A 14,203-nucleotide genomic window follows, 5' to 3' on the forward strand; every position below is an offset into this window, starting at 1 on the left:
TTTTATATGAATTGTTTATTATTTTAATTTGTGAATCTGTGGCAAATCTACTTTCTAACAAAAGGCGGTAATAATTTACTCGAAACTTCCCCAAAACCAATTCTAACAGAACTGTTTTGACAATACCCTTTCATAATAACGGTGTCATTATCGTTGATGAATTTACGCTCCGATCCATCATTCATTTTAATTGGATTTTTTCCGCCCCAAGTCAGTTCGAGCATTGAACCAAAGCTATCTGGAGTTGGTCCTGAAATAGTTCCGGAACCCATCATGTCGCCTGAATTTATTCGGCAACCGTTAGAAGTATGATGCGCTAATTGTTGTGACATTGACCAATACATATACTTGAAATTTGATTTAGAAACCAACGATGGTTCCACATTTTCCGGTTCTATATAAACTTCTAAATTAATATCGAAAGTGTGTTTTCCTTTTTGTTGTAAATAGGGTAAAGGTGTTGGTTCTTGTACAGGACCTTTTGCTCTAAAAGGTTCTAAAGCATCCATTGTTACTATCCATGGTGAAATTGAGGAAGCAAAGTTTTTAGCTAAAAATGGTCCAAGTGGTACATATTCCCATTTTTGAATATCGCGAGCACTCCAATCGTTCAATAAAACCATTCCAAAGATATAATCTTCGGCTTCGTTTACTGGAATGTTTTCTCCCATTATGTTAGCATCAGTGGTAATAAAAGCGGTTTCTAATTCAAAATCAATTGAGCGGGATGGCCCAAAAACAGGAGTTTCTTCTCCATTAGGCAACGTTTGCCCCATTGGACGGTGTACCGGAATTCCCGATTGAACTATAGTCGAACTTCTCCCGTGATAACCTACAGGAATGTGAAGCCAGTTTGGCAATAAAGCATTCGCCGGATCTCTAAACATTTTACCAACATTGGTTGCATGTTCTTTGCTCGAATAGAAATCGGTGTAATCACCAATTAGAACAGGTAATTGCATTTCTACATCTTCCATTTTGAAAATAACAACATCACGATGGGCTTTATTATCTCTAAGTTTTGGATTATTATGGTCAAAAATATCACCAATTCGGTTCCGCACCAAGCGCCATGTTTTTTTTCCATCAGATATAAAATCATTCAAAGTATCTTGCATGAACATATCATCAGTCAAATCTATACCTTCAAAATAATTCAATTGTTGTAAAGCGCCCAAATCGATAGCAAAATCACCAATTCTCGTTCCTATAGTGATAACATCTTCTTTTGTTAAGAAAACGCCAAAGGGAATGTTTTGTATTGGGAAGTCACTGTTTTCGGGTACAGTAAGCCAAGATTTGCGTTTTGAATTATTGGTATTTAGAGGCATGATTTGTTGATTTATTTGTTGAAAAATTAGTAATCAAATATATCATTTACTATTAATTTACCAAACGATTTTTGTAATTTTGAGCACAATTAATCGAAAAATTTTCAAATGCAACACGACAAACAAATCTTTGACCTAATTCTAGAGGAACAAGACAGACAAATTCACGGAATAGAACTAATTGCATCTGAGAACTTTGTAAGCGATCAAGTCATGGAAGCTGCTGGTTCCGTGTTAACAAATAAATATGCTGAAGGTTATCCTGGCAGACGTTATTATGGTGGTTGCGAAGTGGTAGATGTTATCGAGCAAATCGCTATTGACAGAGCTAAAGAACTCTTTGGTGCTGATTATGTTAATGTACAACCGCATTCTGGATCTCAAGCTAATACAGCCGTATTTGCAGCTTGTTTAAAACCTGGAGATAAAATTCTTGGTTTTGATTTATCTCATGGTGGTCATTTAACACATGGTTCTCCAGTTAACTTCTCAGGGAAGTTATATTCACCTAGTTTTTATGGTGTTGAGAAAGAAACAGGCGTTTTAAATTACGATAAAATTCAAGAAATTGCTACCAAAGAGCAACCAAAAATGATTATTGCTGGAGCTTCGGCTTATTCACGTGATATGGATTTTAAACGTTTCCGTGAAATTGCTGATAGCGTTGGAGCCCTTTTATTAGCGGATATTTCGCATCCAGCCGGATTAATTGCTAAAGGATTGATGAACGATCCAATTCCTCATTGTCATATCGTTACAACAACTACACACAAAACCTTGCGTGGACCAAGAGGTGGAATCATCATGATGGGTAAAGATTTTGAAAACCCATGGGGATTAACTACTCCAAAAGGGGAAATCCGAATGATGTCACATATTTTAGATATGTCTGTTTTTCCAGGAAATCAAGGTGGTCCGTTAGAACATATTATTGCGGCGAAAGCTGTAGCTTTTGGTGAAGCTTTATCAGATGAGTTTTTTGTGTATGCTATGCAAGTTCAAAAAAATGCCAAAGCAATGGCTTCCGCCTTTGTAAAAAGAGGGTATCATTTAATCTCCGGCGGAACAGATAATCACATGATGTTGATTGATTTAAGGAACAAAAATATTTCAGGTAAAGATGCTGAAATAGCCTTAGGTAAAGCAGAAATCACAGTAAATAAAAATATGGTTCCCTTTGATGACAAATCACCATTTGTAACATCTGGAATTCGTGTCGGAACACCTGCAATCACTACTCGTGGAATGATTGAAAGTGATATGGAAACAATAGTAGATTTAATTGACAGAGTGCTTTCAAATGCTACTAATGATGAATTATTAGAAGAAATTGCAGACGAGGTAAATGATATGATGAGCGAAAGAGCCATTTTTGTTTATTAGCGTTTCCAAATTATAGTATAGTATTAAAAAGTCTTCCCAACAGAAGGCTTTTTTTTATGATAATTGTTAGATATATAAGAATGCAATTGTCGTAAATTTGAGTGTCAAAATTGTATAAATGCCAATTCATGAAATGCTACAAATTATTACTCAGTCTTTCTCTTATTTTTATTGTTTGCTGCAGCAAAAAAGAGAATACCGAAATTAAACCTACCAAAGGAAATATTACCGAAAGTGTCTATGCTTCTGGAATTGTAAAATCGGAAAATCAATATACTGTTTATTCGACTGTCAATGGTGTTTTACAGAAAATCAATGTAACTGCTGGGCAAACTATTTCTAAAGGCCAATCCTTATTCCAAATTGAAAGTGATAAAGCATCTCTAACTACAGAAAATTCGCGTCTCGCTTATCAATTGAGTAATGAAAATAGTCGTTACATCCAAGATAAAATAGCCGAAATGGAAACTAAGGTTCAAGCGGCTAAAGATAAATTGGCTTTGGATCAATCGGTTTACAATCGCAATAAAAACATCAAACAGTACAATATCATTTCCGAAGTAGAGTATGAGCGAGTAGAACTAGCCTATAAGAACTCAAAATCAAATTATGAATCAGCTGTAAAACAATTATCGCAACTAAGAATTCAGCTAAAAAATGATCAATACAGAAACAGCAATAACCTAAAAATAAGCGAAAAATCACAAAGCGACTTTAATGTGAAAAGCGCATTTTCAGGTGAGTTGTTTGATGTTTTGGTAAAAGAAGGCACACTAATCACACCCCAAATACCACTTGCAGTTATCGGAAAGAAAAACGCCTATTTACTGGAATTAGATGTTGATGAGTATGATATGGTCAAAGTAAATTTAGGACAAAAGGTAATCGTGACTTTAGATAGTTATAAGGGGAAAGCTTTTGATGCTACTGTAGATAAAATTTATCCTATTATGGATGAACGTTCCAGAACTTTTAAAATAGAAGCTCATTTTGATGCTCCACCAGCAAAGTTATATCCAAATCTTACGGCAGAAGCCAACATTATTATACAAACCAAAAAGAATGTTTTAACCATTCCCAAAAGCTATTTAATAGATGACAAATATGTTTTGGTAAATAAAGATGAAAAACGCAAAGTAAAAATTGGTTTAAATGATTATCAGCATGTTGAAATTTTGAGCGGATTAGGTGCTGAGGAAACAATATACAAGCCAAAATAATGAACTTTAAACTCATTTTAAATATTGCCATTCATTTGCTTCGGGCTAGATTGAAACAAACTATAGTAGCTGCTGTGGGTGTAACTTTTGGTATCGCAATGTTCATTTCGTTGGTAAGTTTTATGAATGGATTGAACGATTTACTCGATGGCTTAATGCTCAACAGAACGCCACATGTTCGTTTATATAACGAGATAAAACCTTCTGAAAATCAACCAATAATGTTGTCTGATAAATATAAAAAAAACATCAATTTTGTATCGTCAATAAAACCAAAAGACAGAGGGAAATCAATATACAACAGTAAAGCAATTATTCACAATTTAAAGCAAGATAGTCGGATTATTGATGTTGCTCCAAAAATTACTACTCCGGTTTTTTTTAATTCGGGTACCATAGAAATTTCGGGAATTATTAATGGAATTGATGTTCCTGCTGAAGAAAAATTATTTACTTTAAGTGATTATATTATAAAAGGTAAAATAGCAGATTTAGATCAAAATAACAGCATAATCATAGGCAAAGGATTAGCCGATAAAATGCTTTTAGTAAAAGGAGACGTTATCAAAATTACTACTGCAAAAGGAAATTTAGCTACCTTAAAAATTGTGGGCATTTCCCAAATAGGCATTGCAGAAATAGACGATGTCAGTAGTTATACTTCTTTGGCAACAGCCCAAAAATTATTAGGTGAAGCCACTAATTACATTACAGATATTCAAATTAAATTATACGATATCACTGCGGCACCAGTTGTTGCAAAAGAATTTCATGAAAAATTTGAATTAGACACAATAGATTACCAAACAGCCAATTCACAGTTTGAAACAGGAAGTTCGGTTAGAAGTATAATCTCTTATGCCGTTGGAATTGTTTTATTAATTGTGGCTGGTTTCGGAATTTATAATATTCTGAACATGATGATTTTTGAAAAGATGGATAGTATTGCCATTCTAAAAGCTACCGGATTTTCGGGTAATGATGTGAAATGGATTTTCATATCGCTTTCGATGATTATTGGTTTTACAGGAGGTGTTTTTGGATTGGTATTCGGATTTGTATTTACCAAAATCATTGATAACATTCCTTTTAATACGGCTGCACTTCCCACAATTTCTACCTATCCGATAAATTACAATCCGTTGTTTTATGTTATTGGAATTACGTTTGCGTTAGTTACTACTTTTATCGCAGGCTTGTTGCCCGCTTTGAAAGCCAGTAAAATTGATCCGGTTGAAATTATTAGAGGTAAATAATTATAGCCACGAAAGCACAAATGTTCAAATTAATGATTTAAAATAATATTTGTAGCTAAAATTTATAAAATGTAGTATGAGCAACACAGTTTTAGAAACCAAAAAGTTAACCAAATACTTTTACGACCCAATAAAATTTCAGGTGTTGAAAGAGATTGACATGAATATTGATCATGGTGAATTTGTTTCTATTGTCGGAAAATCGGGTTGTGGGAAATCGACGCTATTGTATCTGCTTTCTACAATGGATACGGATTATGAAGGCGAATTATACATTCACGAAGAACTTATTACAGGAAAGCCTGATAAAGAGTTAGCCCAACTAAGGAACGAGAAAATAGGCTTTGTCTTTCAGTTTCATTATTTGCTTTCGGAATATAGTGTTCTTAAAAATGTCATGTTACCCGGAATGAAATTGAATAAACGTACCGAAGAAGAAATTGAACACGATGCCATAGAGCATTTGCGAACTTTAGACATGGTAGACCAAGCTCTGAAAATGCCAAATCAATTAAGTGGCGGACAAAAACAGCGCGTTGCTATTGCCAGAGCTTTAATCAACAATCCGCTAATCATCATGGGCGATGAGCCAACCGGCAATTTAGATAAAAAGAATAGCGATTTAGTGTTTGATATTTTCCAAAAATTGACTTTAGAACAAAAGCAAACCATGCTGATTGTAACGCATGATAATGACTTTGCCAAAAGAACCAATCGAACCATAACCATGGAAGACGGAAAGATTATCTCTTAGTATTTTGGCGAATAAATCTTTATTATCAAATCACAAAATCCGTATTTTTGAACTTTAATTTTTAAGCAGCTTTACTATGGGAGTTTTACGTTTAGAATTACCAACCGATCCAAGATGGGTTAACATCGTCGAGAAAAACATTGAAGAAATTCTAACTGATCACGCATGGTGCGAACAAAAAGCAGCTACCAATGCAATAACGATTATTACTAATAATTCGGAACACGAAGATTTAGTGACAGATTTACTGGCACTTGCCAAAGAAGAATTAGATCATTTTGAACAAGTACATGATATCATCAAAAAGCGTGGACTGAAACTCGGTCGCGAACGCAAAGATGATTATGTAAATGAGTTGGCACAATACATGAAACAAAACAATACAGGAAGTAGAGTTTCCGGTTTGGTAGAACGTTTACTTTTCTCAGCAATGATTGAAGCCCGAAGTTGTGAACGTTTTAAAGTCCTTTCAGAAAATATACAAGACGAAGAGCTTTCAAAATTCTACAGAGAATTAATGGAAAGTGAAGCGGGTCATTACACCACTTTTATTACATACGCCCGAAAATATGGCAAAGGCGTTGATGTTGAAAAACGTTGGCGCGAATGGATTGCTTTTGAGGCACAAGTCATAGCCAATTATGGTAATAAAGAAACCATCCACGGATAATGGAATGTGGTGTTTTGGGAGTTTATTAATTTATACTAAGGTTTCGATAAAATATTCACAAGGCTTCAACAAAATGTTCACAAGGCTTCGACAAAATATTTATAAGGCTAAAACAAAATGCCTGTTGATAAATTACTAATTACTTTTTCAGAAAATCAACGCAACATTGTGTCAAAATTCTATATTTGAATCAATAGAATAGTAGCCATATGAGAATTGAAACCGATATAAAACTGGGATTTAAAGACGTGATGATTCGTCCAAAACGTTCCACTTTAAACAGTAGAGCACAAGTAAGTTTGGAACGGGAATTTAAATTTCTGCACAGTACAGTTACCTGGACAGGCATTCCAATTATGGCGGCCAATATGGATACGGTTGGCACTTTCGAAATGGCATTGGCTTTAGCCAAAGAAAAACTCTTTACTGCCATTCACAAACACTATACAGTACAACAATGGAATGATTTTCTAAAATCAGCTCCAACAGATATTTGCGATTATATTGCTGTCAGCACCGGAACAGGAAAAAACGATTTCAAAAAGATAGCTGAAATATTCGGACACAATCCACAACTAAAATTTATCTGCATCGATGTAGCCAATGGCTATTCAGAACACTTTGTTGAATTTTTGCGTCAGGCACGAAAGCAATATCCGGATAAAGTAATTATTGCAGGAAATGTTGTCACAGGGGAAATGGTGGAAGAATTACTTTTAGAAGGTGCCGACATCGTTAAAGTAGGCATTGGTCCGGGCTCAGTTTGTACCACCCGAGTAAAAACGGGTGTTGGTTACCCACAACTTTCTGCAATTATTGAATGTGCCGATGCAGCTCACGGATTGGGTGGACACATTATCAGTGATGGTGGTTGTTCAACGCCTGGTGATGTGGCTAAAGCCTTTGGTGCAAGTGCTGATTTTGTAATGCTTGGCGGAATGCTAGCCGGACATATCGAAAGCGGTGGGGAAATGATTCAAATAAACGGAGAAAAGTACAAACAATTCTACGGAATGAGTTCTGAAACAGCCATGAAAAAACACGTTGGTGGTGTTGCGGAATATCGCGCAAGTGAAGGGAAAACTGTTCAAGTACCATTTAAAGGTGATGTAATTGATACTTTGCATGATATTCTTGGCGGAATAAGAAGTACCTGTACTTATGTTGGCGCTTCTAAACTAAAAGAACTAACCAAACGAACTACGTTTATCCGAGTTATCGAACAGGAAAACCGAGTGTTTACAAAGTAGATCTTACCCAGCACAACTTCGGGTTATAAAAGTTATGACCGCAGATTCGCAGATTAAAAAGAATTACTAAGCTGTGAATCTGTGGCTATTTTAAACTTTAACAATCAAATCATACTTTTCCAAAAGCCCTTTCAAACCATCCGTTGAAAAAATGGCTTTCTTTAATTTGTTTTTTTCTGGGTCGATACTGTAATCATAACTAGTGTAAAAATCAGTCTTGTTGGCGATAGTGTCAATAAAAACAGCTCTTCGCAAATTGCAATTATCAAAAACAGCTTCGGTTAAATCGCTTGCCATAAAATCTACCGAAATCATACTGCAATTGATGAACTGCATTTTCTTTAGCTTCAAGGAATAGAATTTGGCATAATCCAACAAGCAATCTTTGAAGTTAAACTCATAAATGACTTGGTCTGTCATGGCAAAATTCACTGCAGTGAAATCACATTTGGTAAACTGAACACCGCGTAACGAAACGTAATTGATTTTTGTGTCTTTAAAATTGCAATCAAAGAAATTACAATCTACAAAAGAGACCGTTTGAAACGTACAATCGGTGAAATCACAATTGTAGAAGGTACAGTTTTCGTATTCTTTGTATTTGATATCGGCTTCGAGAAAGAAGATAGCATCAAATTTTTCGTCAAGTATATAATCAGAGGACATAGATGGTTTTAAAGTTTGTAAAACTAAATAATTTATTTGGTTACTGTGCCAAACATCAATTCAGTTTATTTCAATATAATCATAAATAGCGCAAAGGTTATTTTTTGTTTCTTGCAAAACACTAAATTTACGAAGTTATCCCAACCGATTTTATAACTTATGGATAAAGAAAACAATACTACACCAAAGACCTCCGGTTTTTTTTATAAAAACCCTTCTCTTAAAATCAAAGAATTTCAATCCTTTCTTACGGCTCGTTTTGGAATCTTATTTGCGTTATATATGCAAACAACCATTTTGTATTATTGGGTGTATCATATTACCAATAGTAAATTGTCATTAGGTTATGTGGGGCTTGCCGAAGTTATTCCTGCTATAGGTTGTTCTTTATTTGCGGGCCATTATGTTGACCTAAATGAAAAAAGAAAAATGGTACTCTTATGTTTGACGGGTTACATAATAATTGGCATTTCTCTTTTTTTAATTAGCATACCAATAGCAAGTGAGTATCTTTCTGTTTCCAACATAGTGCTAATTATTTATGGATTTGTATTTCTGGGAGGCGTGCTTCGTTCGTTTTTTAGTCCGTCAATGTTTTCTTTATTTGGATTAGTAGTTCCTCGTGAACATTATGTTAATGCAACTAGTTGGAGCAGTATGTCTTGGCAAATGGGTTCGGTTTTAGGACCTTTGGTAGCTGGAGTCTTTATTGCTTGGAAAGGAATCGCTGCTGGACTTTTTGCAGTCGTTTGTATTGAAATACTATTGTTTATTCCATTGCTATCTATTTCGGTTAAACCAATATTAAACAAAATAAAAGAGCCTGTTTTACAAAGTGTGGCCGAAGGCTTGCGTTTTGTATTGCGAACACCAACGTTATTGGCTGCGCAATGTTTGGATATGTTTTCCGTATTGTTTGGTGGAGCTGTAGCTTTACTGCCTGTATATCAAAAAGAAATTCTGCATGTAAACGAAATTGGTTTTGGTATTCTTAGAGCTTCTCCGGGAATAGGAGCATTGATTACATTGGGCTTATTAGCTTTTTTACCTTTAAAAAACAAACCGGGTAAAAAACTCTTTTTATGTGTGACCGGATTTGCGCTATCTATTATTGTTTTCGGAATTTCTACAAATTTTTATTTATCGGTTGTGATGTTAATTCTATCCGGAATGTTTGATGCTGTCAGTGTTGTTATCCGAAGTACGATATTACAGTTGGTTACGCCCGATGATATGCGTGGCCGAGTTTCGGCAGTAAATACCATATTTGTGAGTTCTTCTAACGAATTCGGGGATTTCGAGAGCGGGGTAATGGCGCATTGGCTGGGAACAGTTAGAGCCGTTGTAGTTGGCGGTTGTTTGACTATGGGAGTCATAGCAATTACTTTCTTTAAAGCGCCTCAGTTGCGGGAATTTGAATTCGAGGAAAAAAAGAAGCCTTGATTTTGACTTTAACTAAAAATTAATAGTCGTTCTATCTACTTTTTGAACACTATAGTGTAATTTTAAAAATTATGGAAAAGCATACAAAAAAAGGGTTTTTATTTAAAACATACGAAGCACCCTTTCAATCTCCTTTTGATAAATTATTCGAAATTTTTAAGGAGTTAATTACACATACATCAGGAGATTTTGACGAAGCCATTGATTGGTTACGGCAACTAGATATCGAATACAAACTCACAGATGCCAGTTATACCATAGATGATTTTATTGAAGACTTAAAGAAAAAGGGATATATCCGAGACGAACTCAAAGACGATGGTTCATCGGGAACAGCGATAACTGCAAAAACAGAACGAGCCATCCGTCAGCAAGCTTTAGATCAAATTTTCGGAAATTTAAAACGTTCCGGTAGCGGAAATCATAAGACCAAATACTCCGGTAGTGGCGATGAGCAGACAGGTGAATTCAGAGAATATCATTTTGGCGATAGTCTTGAAAGCATATCGCTGACCGAGAGCTTAAAAAATGCTCAAATCAATAATGGTGCAGAAGAGTTTAGATTGACAGAAAACGATTTGGTGGTGGAAGAATCAAAATTCAAAGCCCAAATGAGTACCGTTTTAATGATTGACATTAGTCATAGTATGATTTTATATGGCGAAGACCGAATTACTCCGGCCAAAAAAGTAGCTATGGCTTTGGCAGAATTAATTACTACCCGCTATCCAAAAGATACCATCGATATTCTTGTTTTTGGAAACGATGCGTGGCCAATAACGATTAAAGATTTGCCGTATTTAAAAGTGGGACCTTATCATACCAATACCGTTGCCGGATTACAATTAGCCATGGATATGTTGCGTAGAAAACGCAATACCAACAAACAAATCTTCATGATAACTGATGGTAAGCCAAGCTGCATTCGGGAAAAAGACGGAACCTATTATATGAATAGCAACGGACTAGACGAATACATCGTAGAGCAATGCTACAGTCAGGCGGCTCAAGCCAGAAAATTGCATATCCCAATAACGACTTTTATGATTGCCAATGATCCATATCTGCAAAAGTTTGTAAATCGCTTTACCGAAGCCAACCAAGGAAAGGCTTTTTATACCGGATTAAAAGGGTTAGGAGAGATGATTTTTGAAGATTATGAAACCAATAGAAAGAAGAAAATTAAATAAGATTATGAAAACAGAAAATATAAAAACACTAGGTGAATTAAAAAAAGCAGGATATGTTTCCCGAAGTATTAAAGACGAGTTGAGAGATAATCTACGCGCTAAAATAATTGCAGGGCAACCTACTTTTGAAGGTGTTCACGGATTTGAAAATACTGTGATACCCGAATTGGAACGAGCCATTTTATCACGTCATAATATAAATTTACTGGGATTGCGTGGACAAGCCAAAACTCGATTGGCTCGTAAGATGATTGAATTGTTAGATGAATACATTCCATTCGTAGAAGGCTCAGAAATAAATGATGACCCATTTAATCCCATCTCGCGATTTGCCAAAGATTTAATTGCAGAAAAAGGCGATGCAACTCCAATTTCCTGGTTGCACAGAAGTGATCGTTTCTCCGAAAAATTAGCAACACCCGATGTTACGGTGGCCGATTTAATAGGTGATGTTGATCCGATAAAAGCTGCGAATTTAAAACTCTCGTATGCTGATGACCGCGTTATTCACTTTGGTATGATACCACGAGCCAACCGCTGCATTTTTGTCATCAATGAATTACCTGATTTACAAGCCCGAATTCAAGTGGCCTTATTTAATATATTACAGGAAGGCGATATTCAAATTCGTGGTTTTAAGTTGCGAATGCCTTTGGATATGCAATTTGTATTTACGGCCAATCCGGAAGATTATACCAATCGTGGCAGTATAGTAACACCTTTGAAAGATAGAATTGGTTCTCAAATCTTAACACATTATCCAGAAAATATTGCTGTGGCAAGAACCATTACCCATCAAGAAGCTAAATTGGATCAACAACAATCAGAATCCGTATATGTGCCTTCCTTAGCAAAAGACTTGTTAGAGCAAATTGCTTTTGAAGCTCGGGAAAGTGAATATATTGACAACAAAAGTGGTGTAAGTGCCCGAATGACTATTACGGCTTACGAGAATTTATTGAGCACAGCGGAACGTCGTGCTTTAAAATCGGGTGCTACTACAACAGCCGTAAGATTATCCGATTTTATGGGTATTATTCCCGCTATTACAGGTAAAGTAGAATTGGTGTATGAAGGCGAACAAGAAGGCGCAGCAGTAGTAGCGCAACATTTGATAGGCGATGCTATTCATACGTTCTTTCCGGCTTACTTTCCGAAGATAGAGAAATTAGAAAAAGACATTGATGCCAGTCCGTATGCTAAGGTATTGGAATGGTTTTTTTCAGAAACCGGTTTCGAATTATTAGACGATGCCTCCGATACTGAATATAAAAAACAATTAGATGCCGTTAAACCTCTCGAAGATTTAATACAAAAATACCAACCACAAATACCTTTCGAAGACAAATACTTTTTAAAAGAGTTCGTGCTTTGGGGTTTGGTAGAATATGATAAACTAAGTAAAGATAGAGTAGAAGAAGGCTATCAGTTTAAGGACTTGTATAGTAGTTATATTAATAGATTGTAAATTTATAACAACAATAAAGAAAAACCCAACTGCTATTCAGTTGGGTTTTTCTTTATAATCTAGTTTATTTATAATAACTGGATTTAGCTTCGCAAGAGCCAGTAAAGTTCCGTAGTGGAAATGAAAAGTCTTTTTCAATCTCTGATTGAAAAACTTTTTTTGTGCAAAATTTAATTTTATGAGCAAGCTCAACATTAAATTTTGCACAAAAAAAGCTCTGACTTTCATCAGAGCTTTTCATTCTTAAGTGACCTTGACTGGATTCAAACCAGTAACCTTCTGAGCCGTAATCAGATGCGCTATTCAGTTGCGCCACAAGGCCTTTTTTGTGGGTGCAAATATAGGCAATACAATTAAATTCGCAAATGAATAAGGAATTTTATTTACTTTTTAATGCCCGTGACGTTACATAATACCGCCAACCAATAATAGCCATTTGCCATTTTTTGGCTTTGCTTAAATCCAATTGCTGTTTGGAAAAGCTAGGTAAGAGGAGTTTATTTAGTTTGGCTACTAGTTTATACATAGTTTACGTTTTGTACAAAATTAAAAAAGCAAGTTGAAATTAACTTGCTTTTTTTGAATTTATGCTTTTTGTGTCTTTAAACTTGATTTAGCCTCTTGAAGCTCTTTTTTGGCTTTTTGCATTTCATCTTTAGCCTTTTTCATTTCTTCTGTAGCTTTTTTTATTTCATCGATAGTGCCTCCGCTCTCTGTATCTGATTTTCCTTTATTTGATTTAGAAAAGGATTGCTGCGACATCATTTGGTCTATTTGTTCTTGCATTTTTTTCATTTGCTCTTCCATATCCATATTTCCAAATGTATCTCCATTACTACTATATGACTCTACCTTATTATTCTTTTTGATGTCCTCTATTTCTTCTTTAGTGTAATCCTCTCCGCCTTCAACAATATTGCCATCTTGCAGTATTAAAGGTTTTTTTCCGTCTTTTTTGATGATTACCTTTGAACTCGATTGCCCAAAAGCATTGCCATTCGGAAATTCAAAATGATATTGCTGTTCGGGTAAGCCATCTTCATTATCATTAAACTGAAACCCTTTCATCATGTCATTCGGATTAAAACCATTGGCTAAAGCGGTACCCGACATGAAATCGGAACTACTTGGTTCTCCAAAGCCTACTTCATCATCCTGTTTGTAGAATTTAATGGTGTTGATTGGTTTTTGATTGTCTAATGCCAAACTTCCGTTACTGCCATTTTTATCGGCATAAGCAACTTTAATAGCTGTTATTTCATCTTTGCTATTTCTTTTTACATCCGAGTAGGAAATGGTCACGCCATGTTCTTTTAACGCTTTGATGTCATCGTTCATTTCGCTTTCCGGCGTGTTTTTATTCCACGTCATATAGATGTTATTATTCAGCTTTTGATTTGATGAAGCCGCTGATTTTTTATCCTGAGCAAAGCTGCTAAACGCCAATAGCGTGATGAAAACCAGTGAATAAAACAATGCATTTTTCATAGTACTAAAAATTAAAAAAGGTTTATGAATGTTTTATAAAATCGATATCAAATTTAAAATGATTCCCTTTTCCAGAAAAATAGT

The 14,203-nt window shown here is 35.3% G+C and carries 13 protein-coding genes and 1 tRNA gene; 9 read left to right on the plus strand and 5 right to left on the minus strand.

What is annotated here, in order from left to right; all coding sequences use genetic code 11:
* Positions 1–47 precede the first annotated feature (47 nt).
* Positions 48–1,331, minus strand: coding sequence for a fumarylacetoacetase (gene fahA, locus QWY90_RS06650; protein WP_290285090.1), 1,284 nt, complete (start codon positions 1,329–1,331; stop codon positions 48–50).
* A 108-nt stretch (positions 1,332–1,439) separates the two neighbouring features.
* On the opposite strand from fahA, the gene glyA reads away from it, so the two are divergent.
* The 6 genes from glyA (at position 1,440) to QWY90_RS06680 (ending at position 7,864) form a co-directional block, all read left to right on the plus strand.
* Complete coding sequence (gene glyA / locus QWY90_RS06655; protein WP_290285091.1) at positions 1,440–2,714, plus strand: serine hydroxymethyltransferase; 1,275 nt, start codon at positions 1,440–1,442, stop codon at positions 2,712–2,714.
* 128 nt (positions 2,715–2,842) lie between these two features.
* Complete coding sequence (locus QWY90_RS06660; RefSeq protein WP_290285092.1) at positions 2,843–3,934, plus strand: efflux RND transporter periplasmic adaptor subunit; 1,092 nt, start codon at positions 2,843–2,845, stop codon at positions 3,932–3,934.
* Positions 3,934–5,190 (plus strand): ABC transporter permease, encoded by a 1,257-nt coding sequence (locus QWY90_RS06665; protein ID WP_290285093.1) that lies wholly within the window; start codon positions 3,934–3,936, stop codon positions 5,188–5,190. Before QWY90_RS06660 ends, QWY90_RS06665 begins: the two co-directional genes overlap by 1 nt.
* A gap of 76 nt (positions 5,191–5,266) precedes the next feature.
* Entirely contained in the window at positions 5,267–5,944 is a 678-nt protein-coding gene (locus QWY90_RS06670) for an ABC transporter ATP-binding protein (protein ID WP_290285094.1), read from the plus strand.
* Positions 5,945–6,020: 76 nt separating this feature from the next.
* Entirely contained in the window at positions 6,021–6,614 is a 594-nt protein-coding gene (locus QWY90_RS06675) for a MiaE family protein (RefSeq protein WP_290285095.1), read from the plus strand.
* Between the two features lie 209 nt (positions 6,615–6,823).
* Positions 6,824–7,864 carry a GMP reductase gene (locus QWY90_RS06680; protein WP_290285096.1) on the plus strand — a complete coding sequence of 347 codons (1,041 nt, stop codon included), beginning with the start codon at positions 6,824–6,826 and terminating at the stop codon, positions 7,862–7,864.
* Positions 7,865–7,954: 90 nt separating this feature from the next.
* On the opposite strand, the gene QWY90_RS06685 is transcribed toward QWY90_RS06680, so the two are convergent.
* Positions 7,955–8,530: a pentapeptide repeat-containing protein gene (locus QWY90_RS06685; RefSeq protein ID WP_290285097.1), complete on the minus strand. Its 576-nt coding sequence runs from the start codon at positions 8,528–8,530 to the stop codon at positions 7,955–7,957.
* Between the two features lie 159 nt (positions 8,531–8,689).
* Here QWY90_RS06685 and QWY90_RS06690 point away from each other — a divergent pair, with 159 nt between their 5' ends.
* From QWY90_RS06690 to QWY90_RS06700, 3 genes are all read left to right on the plus strand, one after another.
* Positions 8,690–9,973 carry an MFS transporter gene (locus QWY90_RS06690; protein WP_290285098.1) on the plus strand — a complete coding sequence of 428 codons (1,284 nt, stop codon included), beginning with the start codon at positions 8,690–8,692 and terminating at the stop codon, positions 9,971–9,973.
* Positions 9,974–10,044: 71 nt separating this feature from the next.
* Positions 10,045–11,163: a vWA domain-containing protein gene (locus QWY90_RS06695; RefSeq protein WP_290285099.1), complete on the plus strand. Its 1,119-nt coding sequence runs from the start codon at positions 10,045–10,047 to the stop codon at positions 11,161–11,163.
* A gap of 4 nt (positions 11,164–11,167) precedes the next feature.
* On the plus strand, positions 11,168–12,631 hold the full coding sequence (locus tag QWY90_RS06700; protein WP_290285100.1) for a magnesium chelatase: 1,464 nt from the start codon (positions 11,168–11,170) through the stop codon (positions 12,629–12,631).
* 248 nt (positions 12,632–12,879) lie between these two features.
* Here QWY90_RS06700 and QWY90_RS06705 read toward each other — a convergent pair.
* From QWY90_RS06705 to QWY90_RS06715, 3 genes are all read right to left on the minus strand, one after another.
* A tRNA-Arg gene (locus QWY90_RS06705) sits at positions 12,880–12,953 on the minus strand.
* Between the two features lie 57 nt (positions 12,954–13,010).
* Positions 13,011–13,157, minus strand: coding sequence for an SsrA-binding protein (locus tag QWY90_RS06710; RefSeq protein WP_290285101.1), 147 nt, complete (start codon positions 13,155–13,157; stop codon positions 13,011–13,013).
* Between the two features lie 59 nt (positions 13,158–13,216).
* Positions 13,217–14,119, minus strand: a complete 903-nt coding sequence (locus QWY90_RS06715) for a hypothetical protein (RefSeq protein ID WP_290285102.1) — start codon at positions 14,117–14,119, stop codon at positions 13,217–13,219.
* Positions 14,120–14,203 lie beyond the last annotated feature (84 nt).

The organism is Flavobacterium paronense (genome assembly GCF_030409795.1).
In the GTDB taxonomy this organism is placed as follows: domain Bacteria; phylum Bacteroidota; class Bacteroidia; order Flavobacteriales; family Flavobacteriaceae; genus Flavobacterium; species Flavobacterium paronense.